The organism is Candidatus Obscuribacterales bacterium, from assembly GCA_036703605.1.
Lineage (GTDB): Bacteria > Cyanobacteriota > Cyanobacteriia > RECH01 > RECH01 > RECH01.
The window spans coordinates 1-14,798 of record DATNRH010001226.1; the positions used below are offsets into that span (position 1 = coordinate 1).

16 protein-coding genes are annotated in these 14,798 nt (G+C 53.3%); 12 read left to right on the forward strand and 4 right to left on the reverse strand.

Annotation, left to right across the window (positions count from 1 at the left end):
- Window positions 1-868 precede the first annotated feature (868 nt).
- Window positions 869-1,966, forward strand: coding sequence for a glycosyltransferase family 4 protein (locus tag V6D20_25395; protein ID HEY9819118.1), 1,098 nt, complete (start codon window positions 869-871; stop codon window positions 1,964-1,966).
- A gap of 77 nt (window positions 1,967-2,043) precedes the next feature.
- Here V6D20_25395 and V6D20_25400 read toward each other — a convergent pair whose 3' ends face one another.
- Window positions 2,044-3,021: a M48 family metallopeptidase gene (locus V6D20_25400; GenBank protein HEY9819119.1), complete on the reverse strand. Its 978-nt coding sequence runs from the start codon at window positions 3,019-3,021 to the stop codon at window positions 2,044-2,046.
- A 94-nt stretch (window positions 3,022-3,115) separates the two neighbouring features.
- Here V6D20_25400 and V6D20_25405 point away from each other — a divergent pair, with 94 nt between their 5' ends.
- From V6D20_25405 to V6D20_25455, 11 genes are all read left to right on the forward strand, one after another.
- Window positions 3,116-3,610 (forward strand): hypothetical protein, encoded by a 495-nt coding sequence (locus V6D20_25405; GenBank protein ID HEY9819120.1) that lies wholly within the window; start codon window positions 3,116-3,118, stop codon window positions 3,608-3,610.
- 30 nt (window positions 3,611-3,640) lie between these two features.
- Window positions 3,641-4,756, forward strand: coding sequence for a DNA-processing protein DprA (dprA, locus tag V6D20_25410; GenBank protein HEY9819121.1), 1,116 nt, complete (start codon window positions 3,641-3,643; stop codon window positions 4,754-4,756).
- An 859-nt stretch (window positions 4,757-5,615) separates the two neighbouring features.
- Window positions 5,616-5,831: a gas vesicle structural protein GvpA gene (gvpA, locus tag V6D20_25415; protein ID HEY9819122.1), complete on the forward strand. Its 216-nt coding sequence runs from the start codon at window positions 5,616-5,618 to the stop codon at window positions 5,829-5,831.
- A gap of 281 nt (window positions 5,832-6,112) precedes the next feature.
- Window positions 6,113-7,252: a gas vesicle protein GvpC gene (gene gvpC, locus V6D20_25420; GenBank protein ID HEY9819123.1), complete on the forward strand. Its 1,140-nt coding sequence runs from the start codon at window positions 6,113-6,115 to the stop codon at window positions 7,250-7,252.
- Window positions 7,249-8,682, forward strand: coding sequence for a gas vesicle protein GvpN (gvpN, locus tag V6D20_25425; GenBank protein ID HEY9819124.1), 1,434 nt, complete (start codon window positions 7,249-7,251; stop codon window positions 8,680-8,682). Before gvpC ends, gvpN begins: the two co-directional genes overlap by 4 nt.
- Before the next feature lie 20 nt (window positions 8,683-8,702).
- The gene (locus V6D20_25430) at window positions 8,703-9,065 is read left to right on the forward strand and encodes a gas vesicle protein (protein ID HEY9819125.1); all 363 of its coding nucleotides are present in this window, start codon (window positions 8,703-8,705) and stop codon (window positions 9,063-9,065) included.
- A gap of 90 nt (window positions 9,066-9,155) precedes the next feature.
- Window positions 9,156-9,344, forward strand: coding sequence for a hypothetical protein (locus tag V6D20_25435; GenBank protein HEY9819126.1), 189 nt, complete (start codon window positions 9,156-9,158; stop codon window positions 9,342-9,344).
- A 230-nt stretch (window positions 9,345-9,574) separates the two neighbouring features.
- Entirely contained in the window at window positions 9,575-9,724 is a 150-nt protein-coding gene (locus tag V6D20_25440; protein ID HEY9819127.1) for a hypothetical protein, read from the forward strand.
- 9 nt (window positions 9,725-9,733) lie between these two features.
- Entirely contained in the window at window positions 9,734-10,279 is a 546-nt protein-coding gene (locus V6D20_25445) for a gas vesicle protein K (protein HEY9819128.1), read from the forward strand.
- 91 nt (window positions 10,280-10,370) lie between these two features.
- Window positions 10,371-11,114 (forward strand): GvpL/GvpF family gas vesicle protein, encoded by a 744-nt coding sequence (locus tag V6D20_25450; GenBank protein HEY9819129.1) that lies wholly within the window; start codon window positions 10,371-10,373, stop codon window positions 11,112-11,114.
- A 29-nt stretch (window positions 11,115-11,143) separates the two neighbouring features.
- A complete protein-coding gene (locus tag V6D20_25455; protein HEY9819130.1) occupies window positions 11,144-11,407 on the forward strand; it encodes a gas vesicle protein GvpG in 264 nt (87 codons plus the stop codon).
- A gap of 345 nt (window positions 11,408-11,752) precedes the next feature.
- Here the strand turns inward: V6D20_25455 and V6D20_25460 are convergent, their stop codons facing one another.
- The 3 genes from V6D20_25460 to recJ all read right to left on the reverse strand — a co-directional run.
- On the reverse strand, window positions 11,753-11,983 hold the full coding sequence (locus tag V6D20_25460) for a hypothetical protein (GenBank protein HEY9819131.1): 231 nt from the start codon (window positions 11,981-11,983) through the stop codon (window positions 11,753-11,755).
- Window positions 11,984-12,131: 148 nt separating this feature from the next.
- On the reverse strand, window positions 12,132-12,371 hold the full coding sequence (locus tag V6D20_25465) for a hypothetical protein (protein ID HEY9819132.1): 240 nt from the start codon (window positions 12,369-12,371) through the stop codon (window positions 12,132-12,134).
- A 201-nt stretch (window positions 12,372-12,572) separates the two neighbouring features.
- On the reverse strand, window positions 12,573-14,798 hold a 2,226-nt coding region (gene recJ, locus V6D20_25470), incomplete at its 5' end, for a single-stranded-DNA-specific exonuclease RecJ (protein ID HEY9819133.1).

The following is a 14,798-nucleotide window of genomic DNA, read 5'->3' on the forward strand; positions in this document are numbered from 1 at the left end:
TTTCAAAAGGAGAACGACTTCCCGATGCCTACGACCCTGACACGACACCAGAGGTCGGAGAGCTTGACGAATTGAAAACCGGCATTGCTGAATCGATAGATGATTTGCCCTCATCCCCAACCCTTCTCCCCAGGGAGAAGGGAGCTAGAACTTCTGTCCTCTCTCCCTAGGGCTAGGGTGAGGGTGAGGCGGATTGAGCAATTCATACCTGTATTCAGCAACGCCGCATGGAGTTTCAGGGCTTCTAGCTAGAGGTTCTTGCCCTGATTTAGCAACACTATCTGTTGACCCATTGGGTTCTTCCTATCGTCCGTAGTTTCCCCATGGCTAGCTTGGTAGTCAGAGCGCGCACTTCTAGCGCATTGCTTAGCAGCGTCTAGATCTAGAACTGGGGTGGGACATCGACAATGCCCCACACAATGCTCACAACCTAGGTGATTCCATACCTTGCAAAATGCTCATAACCTAGATGGTTTAACGATCACAGCTTTAATTCTGTCGTTGGAACACAATTCGGCAGCCGTCTTGATTTATAGAGGATACTCTATGGATAATGATGCAAGTTCAGCGGCAATTGTTATGCTCAGGTGACCATAAAGTTACCGTAAAGCTACTTGCCAGATAGGATCATAAGGCGCTACTGTAGTGCTATATACAGCCATCGTCTTACTCATCTTATTTCCATTGGTTGGTGCATCCTTTTCGAGTATTAGGCAGGAGATATCGACACAAGCAGGTCGTCAGCTCTTTAAGACTGGAAGCTTTCAGGTTCTAGTCTTCTAGGTCAGACTTACTCTATCCCCTGATGTTCCTTCAGACATAATTATTTCTTATTAACCCCGCTAAGTCTTCGCTCATGGAGTGTTACATGGCTTATCATATTGTCTTGAGTCGCCCGTTTGACCTGGACGGGATAGAGAAAGCTGCTGCCAACGATCAGAAGCCACGTCATGCGTTATGGGCCTTGCGCCAACAGTTAAATGCACAGGTGCATCAGCCGGATCAAAAACAGGTAACCGTACACGATAAGATCCTAGCAAAAATTATCGGACAGCCTGAGCACTGGGCGCTGGCCCGCTGCCTGCTGACTTATCTAGGCGATAATGATGTTGTGTTTTGTGCCGGGGAGGATGTAGGTTTGCCTCTTGCTATCCTCGCAGGTTGGAAGCAGGCAAGAACTAAGTTTGTGGTCTCGGTCATGGCTCCCGATCGCTCCCGAGTACGTGGTGTCCTCAAGATGTTCAATCTGCAACACCATATTCCAACGTTTGTGGTGAATACCCAAAGGAAAGCTAAGTCGTTGATGGATTGGCTGTCGCTGCCCAGCGATCGCATCTGTATCTTGCCAGAACAAACTGACGTACGATTTTTTACGCCTGGCACCTGTCTTGCGGATAAAAAACGGCCTCTGATTGCCAGTGGAGGATTAGAGCAGCGCGACTATCAAACCTTGGCTGTGGCTACTAGCGATCTAGATGTTGACGTTCATATCTGTGCTGTTTCCCCGAATGCATCATCGAATACCAGGGTATCCCTTCCGGATCCAGTGCCTAGCTATATGACGATGCAGCACTATGACTGGCCAGATCTACGTCAACTCTATCGTGATGCGGATGTTGTGGTTGTGAGCCTGTTGCCCAATGATTACTCTGCAGGTTTGACCACGCTCATCGAAGCTATGGCCTGTCGCCGTCCTGTGATCATGACCCGCACGCCAGGCTTAGCAGAGGAGCTGATTGCTGAAGGGGTTGTCTTGGGCGTCCCTCCCCTCAATCCTGAGGCGCTCAGTGCCTCTATTCGCTGGCTCTTGAGCGATCGCAGTTTTGCTGATACTCTTGCCCAGCGAGGGTATGAAGCCGTCATGCAGCGCTTTACCAGCGAGAATCATGTCCAGTATCTAGCTAACTATATCCAACAGGTAGCTAGCCCAGAGGTAGCGCGACGACAAGAGATACTGAGCGCCTAGCCTAATATCGGCGATCGCTCCTCTCTAGAAGCGATCGCCCTCTTGGCTGAATCTATATTATCTAAAAGAGCCTTGGGTTATTCAGGGCGCGATCGCCGCAGACGATCCAGTTCTTGCTGAAGCTGATTGATTTCATCTCGAAGCTGATCGGCTTCGCTGCGGGTCGCCGACTTCTGGTGAGGCTCGACATCCACCGCATTATCTTCCGATCGCGCATAGTTGCCCGTGCGAATCGCTTGAAAGTCTGATGACTGCGACCACTCCTGGAGATATTTAACCCGCTCTACGGTAAACGGATGGGTGAGGAAAACGCCCTGAGATACATTGTTATACAGAAAAAACTTATAAACCTGATTCAGCCCATCCTCGTCAAGATCTTGGTAGCGCTCCGACTGGCGGACAAATTCCCGCAGATCCAGCTCATGGGCATAGCGGCTACTGCCTCCTGCCAGCTTCATCATATTGCGCAAGACTGGATCCAGCTCATCCATCACTAATAGTGCGGCGCGATCGGCAGATAGTTCTGCCTTACGCAACCATTCATAAAATGCCAGAATCAAGCCTGTGCTCACCAAGCTGCTCAGGCCAAAGGTCATGCTCGATAGCCCAAAGACCAGCGTAATAGCCCAGGTAGCCATCTGGTTGAGCGTGGTGTGGCCACATTTAATGTGACCGAGTTCATGGGCCATCACCGATCGCAGCTCGGTTTCATCGAGTAAATCCAATAGCCCGGTATTCAAGACTACGCAGGGGCGTTCCTGCCCAAGGGCATAAGCATTCACTAAGGGTGCTTGGGACACAAACAGCGTGGGTTCTGGATAGATGTCGAGGGATAGGACGCAATCTCGGAAAATGTGGTAAATCGACGCATATTGGCGCGGCCCTACTTCAATACTGTTGCCCATGAGATAGACGTAGCGCGGGCGTTCGTAGACAAATTCCACAAATTTACGGGCCACAAGGTCAAATCCAGGCACACTGCGCAGCGCCTGTTCGGCTTGCTCATCTTGGGGGTGACGAAAGGCAGCACTAGACAGTCCGGGGTAGGTGGGCATAGGGGCAACATGAAGAATCTGAACGGGTTAACCTGCAGGGGCGATCGCCCTTGGCTTGTCACTATTCTAGCTAACGATGCTCTGAGTCTTGGGGATGGTCTTGGAGGAACTCGATCCGACGACAAATTCCCAAGAACCACCGATTGCAGCCATCTTGCCCTGCGCTAGCATGGTAGCTGATTTGGGGGCGATCGCTCCCGTTCATCGCAATCCCTGTCCTTCTAGATCTATATATATGACACTCAAATTTCTTCCCACCTTGATCCTGACCACAGCTCTGTCTGTCGGCTCATGGCTGATGCCCAGTTTGCAGCCACGGGCGATCGCTCAACTACCAGACGGAATATCCCAGGAAGAGACTGCGGCGGCGGAGCAGGAGGCCATCCAAATGCTGCGCAACGATCCGCAACGGGTGCTGCAACTAGTACAAACTACCCTGGAACAAAATCCGCAACTGGTGCAATACCTGATGCAAAATCCTCAACTGGTACAGCAATTAGCCGGGCAAAGCGGTGACCTGATGCAGGAGTTGCAGCAGCATCCAGAACTTTTGGAGCAACTGGAGCAACTGATCCAGCCCAGCTTGTAAATCATCGTCACATCAGGGGCATATACCATCTTGACAAGCGATCGCGCCTATTGGTTAGCCTGGTCAACGCTGACCGGCATTGGGCCTATCCTCCTCCAGCGGCTGCAGCGGCACTTTGGCACCCTAGCAGCGGCCTGGGATGCTCCGGCGGCCGCCCTCGGAGAGGTGGATGGCTTTGGGCGGCAAACCTGCGACTCCATCCTGCGGGAGCGATCGCATCTGGATCCAGCCGAACTGCTAGCCACCCACAGTGACCACAATCCTAACTTTTGGACACCCGCCGATCCGGACTACCCGCGTCTGCTGTTGGAAATTCCCGATCCACCGCCGGTGCTGTACTATCGCGGGCAGGTGAACCCTCAGGAAAATCAAGGTATTCTGCCGGCGATCGCCCTCGTCGGCACCCGCTCTCCCTCCGACTATGGACGGCGGTGGACTCAGCGCCTCACCCAAGCCCTGATCGATAGCGGCTGGACGATTGTTTCCGGTCTTGCAGATGGTATCGATACGCTAGCGCACAAAACCTGCGTTGAGGAAGGTGGCCGTACCGTTGCCGTTGTGGGAACGGGGGTGGATATTGTCTATCCCAGCTCCAACCGCACACTAGCCCAACGTATTCTTGAACAGGGGCTGATCCTCAGCGAATATCCGGCGGGCACGAAACCCGACCGCGCCCACTTCCCCCGCCGCAACCGGATTATTGCTGGTCTTAGCCGTGCCACCCTGGTTTTGGAGGCCCCCAGTCGTTCCGGGGCGCTAATCACCGCTCGCTTGGCCAATGATTGCGGGCGGGATGTCTATGCTCTTCCCGGTTCTCTCGACAATGAACGCTCGTTGGGTTGCTTAGAACTGCTCAACCAAGGGGCTCAGGTGGTGTTGGGCGAGGCGGATTTATTAGAGCGTCTTGGCAGCCTGCCCAGCTTCCTGACTGCTCCCGTTGAACAGCTTTCCTTGCTGTCGCCGCTACCATCCCTCACCCCTGATCTGTCCAAAATTTTGAACGCTATGTCCCTAGAGGCGATCGCGTTGGATGGCATTGTTCAAACCACCGGATTAGCTACAGGACTGGTCTTAGGCAGCTTGACCCAACTTGAAATGATGGGTCTGGTCACCCAACTGCCCGGATCGCGCTACCAACGCTGCTAGACCATAAACATAGCGTTGACAGCGTCCATTGCCAAGCGCTCAAAGGTTTTCAGCCGATAGACGTTCGTCCCATAAAATTGATTTGAATCTAGCCAAAATAATCCGTACATGTACGGGAAACATCCACAATAATTTGGTCTATTCTGATCACGTTTGGGAGAGCGATCGCTCATCTTCCTAATTCCTTAGGGTCTCAAGGATACTTCCAGATAGACAGTCAAAAAACTGTCCGGATCCAAGGGGCTAGAAACGAAAAGTACTAACAGGCAATGCTTCTAGTGTCTAGGGCTAGGGGCGCGTACCTGTCTGGTGTTGACTTCATCAGCCGACAGGAGGTAATGCCAACATTAAATAGTTGAAGACAACCATAGTCAATTAGCAAGAGCATGATGCAGCGTGAAACAAATCTCAATGCCTACTGTCTAGAACGTTCCGCCGGATCATCGAGATAGTTGTGTAAATTGTAGACTTTTGTTGACGGTGTTAGCAGAGTTTAATTAGCGGGAACAATGAAATAGTCTTCGAGGAGAGATTTATCTAGGATTCAAGTTCAAGTTCTAGTAATTCTAGATTTTTCTAACATCTTCGAAGTATCGGTGGTAGCATCAAAGGGGTGCTGACAGGATGAAAGAAGCAGCTCTTATTGGGTTTAATTCTTCTTAAGAAGTTTGGGTATTATTTCCAGATTTTCTGTTAAAATCCTGCCAGACTATAGACCTCTTTACTACTGTCGAACTCTCGCTCGGAATATGGGGGTTCTGCTCTCTATTCAATTCATCAACAACTGAACACTATTCAAATCACAGTTGTTGGCTGTCTATTCAGTTCCAATCCATAATCAAGTTTTAGGTGACTAATCATGGCTGTTGAAAAGGTAAACTCCTCCTCTAGCTTGGCTGAAGTAATCGACCGTATCCTCGACAAAGGGATCGTGATTGATGCTTGGGTTCGTGTGTCCTTGGTCGGTATTGAACTCCTGGCAATTGAAGCCCGGGTTGTGATTGCTTCGGTTGAAACCTACCTGAAGTACGCTGAAGCCGTGGGTCTAACCTCCCAAGCCGCTGTTCCTGCATAGGTCTAAATCGCTGTTCGCCAATCGGACAGCCTAAATTACGACTGAGGGGTTGCCCAACGGATGCATTGGTTTTCCTATCGGCATCCCCTCATCTTCTTTTTAGCCTCAGAGGCTTATGCGCTGTCCATCATAGCTGTCATTTCAGCGATTTGCTCTGCCCCATGTCACGGGATGACATTTAGTTTTAATAATCAGGTTCTCGCTTAAAAATGACGTTTCAGCAGTGTAAGTTCTGACTTTAGTTTGAGTTATCCTTTCCCATCCTGTAGGAGAATCATCCCATGAATTCGTTGCGAGATTCGTGGTTAGAGCTACGGCAAAGACGTCAGCAAGAGTTAGCCCAACGGCGGCAAGATGTTCGGCAAACCCTCGATACATTTCAAAGCGATCGCCAAACCCAAGCGGCCCAACTCCGTCAAGACCTCAGTCTCTTCCAGCTTCAGCTTCAGCAAGAAACCCAGGCGTTTCTAAACCAGGCTAGTCAGCAGCGTCAGCTTCAAGCGCAGCAGCTTTTCCAAGAGCTACACAACTTTACTCAAGCGCTGCAGCGTCAGACCGCAGAATTTTTATCTCAGACCGCGAGCAATCGCCTCTTGCAGGCCGAAGAACTCAAACGGTTTCTGTCGGAGTTTCGTGGCCAACTCAGCCATACCGTTGCTGCGATGCTGGAAACTTTGCAGCAGACCCGCGCCTTAAACCGCGAACAACTGCGGGCAGAGCTCTCCGCCTATGTAACGGCGTTGCAGTCTGATGTGCAGTGCTATTTGGCAGAACTAGAGGTGATGCGGGGCGATCGCGCTCAAGCGGTGCAGCAAATGCTCAACACCAGCCGTGAACTACGGCTCGCTGATGTGGAGGCGCTGTTCCATGAATTTGCCGCCTTCCGCACCGAGCTAGCTGCCTACTGTGCTGACCTCCGGCAAGCGGTTTGGGGAACGGGCGGCTCTGAGCCAGCACCCGCTCCGGTTGCTGCTCCGGCACCGGCCGCTCAACCCAGATTTTTCACCCGATCTGCTGCGCCTGCGCCCGCTGCACCACCTACCCCACCGCCTGCTGCACCGGCACCGGCAGTGCCTGCACCTGCGGCAGCACCTAGCCCGCCACCGGTCATGCAGGCTCCTCCGGCACCCGTCGCTGCGCCTCCCATCGTCTATGCACCACCGGCTCAGGTATCTCCCTTTGATGAAACCGTGGCAGAGCCTGCACCGCCCAGCGTTCCTGATGCCCCTAGTCCCAAGGACTTGGCCAGCAGCATTTATGCGCTGATTCGGCAGCGGCACGGTGCACGGCTACCGGAAATTGAGGAAGAGCTAAGCATTAATCGCTTTCAGGCTGTCGATGCGCTTCGCCTTTTGATTCGAGAAGGCGTTGTCACCCAGCGCGATCGCGTCTATTTAGTACAAGAGGAAGCTAGCCTGTGACCACTGTTCTCCAAGCCCGGCCCCGGCGATTTGTTTCTACCCCGTCCATTGAGCGCGTCGCGACCCGCGCCTTGCGCTACCTACAATCAGGCTATCCGGTGCATCTACGGGGCCCTGCCGGCACCGGTAAAACCACCCTTGCCTTGCACCTGGCAGATTTGATCAGTCGCCCAATCATGCTGCTATTTGGCGATGATGAGTTTAAAACCTCTGACCTGATTGGCAACCAGCTCGGCTATACCCGCAAAAAAGTGGTGGATAACTTTATCCACAGTGTCGTCAAGATGGAAGACGAACTGCGCCACAACTGGGTTGATTCGCGCCTCACCCTGGCTTGCCGTGAAGGCTTCACCTTGGTGTATGACGAATTTAACCGATCGCGCCCGGAGGTAAATAACGTTCTTCTGTCGGCGTTGGAAGAAAAGCTTTTGGTGCTGCCGCCCAATGGCAACCGCACGGAATATATTCGGGTTGATCCTAACTTCCGCGCTATCTTTACCTCTAACCCTGAGGAATATTGCGGGGTACACGATACCCAGGATGCTCTTTTGGATCGGATGATTACCATCAACATCCCCGAGCCTGATGAGCTAACGCAACAAGAAATTGTTGTCCATAAAACCGGCATCGATCGCTTGAGTGCTTCGTTGATTGTCAAGTTGGTGCGGGCGTTCCGCGCTAGCACTGGAGCCGTGAATTCTTCAGGACTACGTCCTTGCTTGATGATTGCCAAAGTTTGCTTTGAGCATGAGATCGAGGTTGTCACAACCAGCGAAGAATTCCGCGATATCTGTCAAGACATGCTGCTGTCGCGTACGGATGGTTCGCTGGCAGATGCCACCCAGGCGCTATGGGAGGTGTTCAATAGCCTGATCTGTGGTGATACCACGATCACCATACCGGTTGGAGCTCCCGGCCAATTGCCCGTTAGCGATCGCCCTGAAGCCGACGCAATCGCCCAATCGAGCGCGATCGCTGACCCGTTTGAGTCTGCGGCTATGCAAGATCCTGTTTTGGATGAACCCGTATCGTCCGCCCTGCCCGCCCCCGCAACCTCCGTGGCTGAGGATGTGGTAGACCAGTCCACCGCAGAGGATCTGGCGCAGCCGGAGAACCCCTTGCCCCCAAAGTCTCCAAGCCTAGACGATCTGTCCAGCGACCTAGCGGTCGAGGAACCCGTTGATCAAGCAGCGATCGCAGATCCAACGCCCTTTGTGGCAGATGTCTATGCTTATTTCCAAGAGGTAGAAGCGGCCCGTCCGTCGGACGTCGAAGCGGCCTTGGGTATCAACCGTGTCCAGTCGGTGAATGCGTTGCGATCGCTCCTCGCAAAGGGCTTTCTCGCCAAGCAGAGCACCGGTGATGCTACGTCGATCTACCGTCTCAGCGATCTATCCCGTGATAGACTGCCCCTGACTGACTTGTCTTGATGTCTTACCCGTGACCCCCCATGAACGCTACCCCCGCACGCACTACCAACTCCCAGCGCACAATTACCACCTCAACTCAGGGATCAACCTTAGCGGATGTTTTAGAGCGGGTGTTGGACAAGGGCATCGTGATTGCAGGCGATATCTCCGTCTCCGTTGGATCAACTGAACTCCTCAGCATTCGGATTCGCCTGCTGATCTCGTCCGTCGATAAAGCTCGTGAAATTGGCATCAATTGGTGGGAAAGCGATCCCTTCCTGAGTGGCCAGGCCCGTCAGCTCATGGAAACGAACCAAGAGCTGCAGGCGCGGCTAGAGGATTTGGAAAATGAGTTGAAATCCCTCAAGGCTGCTCCAGTTACATCTGATGCTCGGATAGACTAGAAGCAGGCGCGATCGCTAGCCAACTAGCTGTGTTCATCCCATCAGCCTCATATCTCATCTAGCTGTCCTACAGACCCGGAGGATAGGTCGTTGATTACTGTTAAATCCATGCGGCAGATTGCTACCTGCCGTACTATTCCCAGCTTTCGCGCTAGTTCAACGCTAAGCCGCCTATCGTGGGTTGCCCTCGATCGCGGCCGCATCCAAGCAGCTCAAGGAGCCCAGCGTTCCCACGAGCACCATCGCCAGTGGCGTATTCACCAGTGGATCGATCGCTAAGACCGCAGTCTATGCCTCCGGTGAAAAATAGCATATGGTCAATCTAGAATGTCTTGATGCCGGATAGTAGACCCAAGGGGTAGGCATAATCTACATTTTCGTTTAGCGTTGAATGGACAGGGTAGGATCTAACCACTTGGATGCGATCGCTAGTGAAACCCATAGGCGATCGCGTTGGCGCATACAACTCCCATGCCGAAATCGTTATCCTAAAGTAGGAGAACCCAACCATGAGCCAAACTAAACCCTATCTTGATTCTGAGCACTATCGTCAAATGCTGGTGCGTGATGGCGAACGTCGCTTTCAGGAATGGCATACTGCCTTTCTAAAGTATCAACAAGACTTTATTCGCCAGACCGAGCAATCTCGTCAGACCTAACATGCGTTCATGACTTCCTCAGATCTACCGTTTCAACCTGCTCCTGAGGAACTCCTCATCAAGCCGTCCTTTTCGTCGGGCAGTTCATCGGATGCCGGCCTGGCTCCGCTCTTGCTAACGGTCATTGAGCTGGTGCGTCAGCTCATGGAAGCTCAGGTGATCCGCCGCATGGAGGCTGGAGAATTGAGCGATCGCGACCTAGAGCGGGCCGCCGACAGCATCCGCCAACTGGAAGAACAGGTGCTGAAGCTGTGTGATTTCTTTGACGTTGATCCTGCCGACCTCAACCTTGATCTGGGCGAATTTGGCACCTTGTTGCCCAAGGATAATAGCTACTATCCCGGTGAGTCGTCGGCCAACCCCTCGATCCTAGAACTCCTCGATCGCCTGCTCCATACTGGTGTTGTCGTGGAAGGGGATGTGAACCTAGGTCTCGCTGACCTGAACTTGATTCAAGCCAAACTGCGCCTAGTGCTGACCTCGCGTCCCCTATCCAGTTCGCCTGCTCCAACCCTTCGAGAGCAAGCCAGCCTGGGGCCAGCGAAAGATCCTTAAGCCTGGTGAACAATCCGGCAGACTGCACGGAAATACCCTAGACTCGACTGGAAAGGGTAGAGACACGGCACTTATCATCAGGCTTATTGTTATGGGATACGGTCTTTATTTATATGGCATCTTTCCATATCCTGGCCCGCGCAACTTAGAGCTAGTTGGGCTGGATCAACAACCGGTTCAGGCATATCGCATTGATTCCTTCACTTTCTTATATTCTGAAGCGCAGCAAGAGCGCTATTTGGCCAGCCGCCGCAATCTCTTAGGCCATGAGCGGGTGCTGGAACAAGCGATGGAAAGTGGTTATCGTACCCTGTTGCCCCTCCGCTTCGGTTTGATTATTGAAGACTGGACGGCAGTGGAAGCGCAGTTGATTATCCCTCACGCCGCTGGTCTGAAGACGCTGCTAGAGCGGCTAGACGGTCAGCGGGAGGTGGGTATCAAGGTCTATTGGGAAACGGCTACGGAGCTGGAATCGCTGATGGCCGAGCATGAGGATCTACGGGCAGAGCGCGATCGCCTCATGGGTAAATCGCTGAGCATGGAGCAGGTGATCCAAATTGGTCAGGCAATTGATGAAGCCATGGGCGATCGCAAGCAGGCGGTGATCAAAACCTTCCAGGATGCGCTCAATCCCCTCGCCGCTGAGGTTGTCGAAAACGATCCGCTCACCGATACCATGATCTACAATGCTGCCTATTTAATTCCTTGGGATGACGAACCCGCCTTTGGCGATCGCGTGGAAGAGCTGGATCAAACCTTTGACGATCGGCTACGCATTCGCTACAACAACTTCACTGCGCCTTTTAACTTTGCTCAGCTTGATACGTTGAATTAACGCCCCCTCATTGCTGCGAGGCATGTACCATGTTTTTTGATCTGCTCATATCTCCCATTACGGCTCCCCTGAAGGGTCTGTCCTGGATTGGCGAGAAAATTCTAGAACAGGCAGACACCCAGCTCGACGATACCGAGAATTTGAAAAAGCAACTGTTAGAACTGCAGTTGCGGTTTGATATGGGTGATCTTGAGGAAGAGGAGTTTGAACTGCAAGAAGAGGAATTGCTGCTGGCGATTCAAGCCATGGAAGATGAAGCGCGACGCAATGCAGCAGAGGATGATGAGGAATAGCTAGACTCGCTCAGCCTCAACAGTCTCTTCTTATGGTGCCAGCGCTTCCGCGTTGTCACCTGTCTTGGTCGTTCCTGTGGGTAGGTCTGGGCGCAGGAGCGCCGCTGGGAGTGTTCCCAAGCTCAGCGTAGGAACGATATCTAACGAATATCTATGCCGGGTTTCGACGTCGCCCAAGGCTTGCCCATCGTTACGTCCTTCCACAGCTTCCTCTTATGTCCAGCGCTCCCGCGTTGTCTAATCCTGGTTGCTCCTGCGGCTAGGTTTGGGCGCAGGAGCGCCGCTGGGAGTGTTCCCAAGCTCAGCGTAGGAACGATATTGAAGTGGCCGGGGGGTGGGGAAATGTTATGCCAGGGACGTGTGTAATTCCAGGTCACAGGTTTGGATAGCTTGACGGGAAAGGATCGTCAGCTCGTGGGGATAGCGCGGTCGTGGATCGCCCACCAACCACACGGGCGGCACCAGCATGGCTTCATAGCAATCGATTTCATAGGTAACGCCAGGACGCTCCTTGAGTTCTACCACCATGCCTGGCAGGTATTCAAACATTTCATCCCAGTCAATACTTGACTCCATGGCCCTACTGCTTTAATCAACAAATGGTTACGTCTGTGGAGTATCTAAGGCCAGCCACACCCTGCCAGATGTATCGCGACCATGGGTGGTTAACCTTAGATACTAGAAAGTCCAGATCAATCCAGACCAATCCAGATTCATGCCAGATCTAGCAATAGAAATGGCTTCTATCCAACACGATCTCGCCGTGATTGGGCACCCAGGCAACCCATGCTGTTTGCGACGATTGACACAGCAGCTTAGCTTCCTGTGCCCCATACTCGCTGGGCGGGTGAAACAACTGCACCCAGGTGTCACGGTTGTAGGTGATATGGCAAACCGGATGCTGCAAGGCGATCGCCCCCTCCTGAACCGAGGTATTGGGTGAATCTGTGGTGATCAAGGACATCGTTTTCTCCATCTTGCATAGAGTCTGATCAAAATCCTTGCCTCTTCTCTAATTGAGAGAGACTAAGATTATTTCTGTATTCATTTTTACAGAATGAAGCCTAGATCTTGATGGTATGCCCAATAAGTTTACAAACCCTGACATAATCTGGGCGATCGCCAAGGATGTCCCGCAGGTTGCCAAACCCCAAAAACTTAGGCATCAAGCATCCGACATGAGGGCTTGCTGAGCCAGAGAACGAATGGTGTCGATGGGAATTTGGTAAAAATAGCGCTGTCGGAACTGCTCTTCTTGCAGGGCGGCTAGGAATAGGGCGATCGCTCTCTCCGGTTCCGCCTCGGCGATCGCTGGCTCGTAGTCCATCTGTAAGCCCTCAGGCGAGGATGTGACGGTGAAGCCCAGGGTTTGTAGGGCTTGGATGCCAACCTGGAGGGGGCGATCGCGGATGCCTAGCTTTTGCAGCAGCCGTTGACGGCTGACGGGCTGCTGGGTGCGGCTCAGATATTTGGCAATGCCCACCAGGTCTTGCCAGATCAGCCTGGGTGCTTGGGCTGCTGGTGGGGGGTAGGCGATCGCTAGGGCACAACCTTGGTGATGGGCGCGGCGAAACCAAGCATAGAGGTCATTCCAGGTGGTAGGACAATGCTCGACTACTAGGCAGGTTGGGTCGGTAGGGATATCTTGGAGCGATCGCCCTCGCCAGTCGAGAATCCAGTCTTTGGGCGGAGTGGTGGTCATAGCCTTCCCCTGGGAGCGCACGGCTACTAGCCGCACCTCATACCGTTTGTGGTAGGCATTAAAGTCGAGTTCCACGAGAGCATCGCAGCGATCGCGGGGCACCTCGTCTCGATAATGCTCCCACCACACCCCTGGAAACCCTTGGGGCATCGAGTCATCCCATAGCTCAAACTGAGTTTTGATGTACTGCACTTTGCGACCGCGCCAGTCTCTAATATTTTGGTTCGATACCTTCTCAAACCAGCAATTTTGGATTAGCAGTAGCGGTGCTGGATTGCCGATCCCACAAGGTTCCAGCAGCTTCAGTTCCCGAAATAGATCTGGGCCAAGCTGAGCCACGGTCACCACCAAATCTGCATCTAGGGTGACCACCGGTTCAATGGAACCGTAGCGCTGGCGATAGTCTCGATTGATAGCATCGGCAAACAGGGGCAGATGGTCAACCGGTAGACTCAGTCCCGCTGCAAAGGGATGACCGCCAAAGCGGTGGAGCAAGTGCTGCTGTCCTTGCATCAGATCGTATAGATCAATCTGGTGCAGCGATCGGGCGGAGCCTCGGGCCATGGGATGTTCCGTCGTCACCTCGCTATTCAGCAGAATGGTAGGGCGGCCATACTCGCGGGCAATTTGTCCGGCTACGAGGCCCAAGACACCTACTGACCACTGCGGATCGTCCAGCACAATTACATAGGTTGTCGATAAATCCACCTGAGCCAGACGTAGACGCACATCCCGCACAACATCTCTTTGCAATGACTTGCGGCGGACATTGGCCAATTCCGTTTGTTCGGCTAACTGCCGACAGCGATCGCGATCGCCACTGGTGAGTAACTCCACACAAAAGCGGGCATCTCCCTGCACGCGACTGATGGCATTAATGCGCGGCCCTAGACCATAGGAAATATCCGTGGGGCGATCGCCCGATCGCTTACAGAGTTCTAGCAGCCGGGCGACGCCTGGGCGTGTGGGTGTTTGGCCGCTCTGCAGTTGCAGCCGCTGAATGCCACGCTGCGCCAAATAGCGACAGTCGCCGCTAAGCTGCACCAAATCGGCAATGAGACCAATGGCAACGAGATCCAGCAGCGATTCTAGGGAACGTCTGGCAGTTTTGGGGCTGGCTTGGTAAAGTGCCTCCACCAGTTTGTAGGCCACGGCCACGCCGGAGAGGTGGGCCAGAGGATGGTCGCGGGGCAAGCTGCGGGGATTGATCAAGGCGACAACCGTAGGACGCGTCTCGGGCAGGGTGTGGTGATCGGTGACGATTACATCAATGCCTAGGGTTTGAGCATGATCCAGTTCCGCTAAATTGGTACTGCCGGTATCGCAGGTGATCACCAAGGTCACCCCTTGCTGGGCCAGGTCATCAAGCCCCTGGCAGGCGAGACCATGAGATTCTTTCAGGCGATTGGGAATGACGTAGCGCAGTTGCTCCGGTGCCGGAAAAAAGTCGCCCAGCCCTTCCCACAGCACCGAGGTCGCGGTCACCCCATCGGCATCAAAATCGCCCCAAATGGCCACCCGCTCTTGGCGATCGCAGGCCTGCTGAATACGAGCGATCGCCCAGTCTATTTCAACCCCAAAGGCTGAGGGGCTGGTGGGTTGATAGTGGTCAGGATTGAGAAATCCCCTTAAGGTCTCTGCGGTGCGAATACCTCGCTGCCATAGAAGCTGAGCGGCAAACTGCCCAGA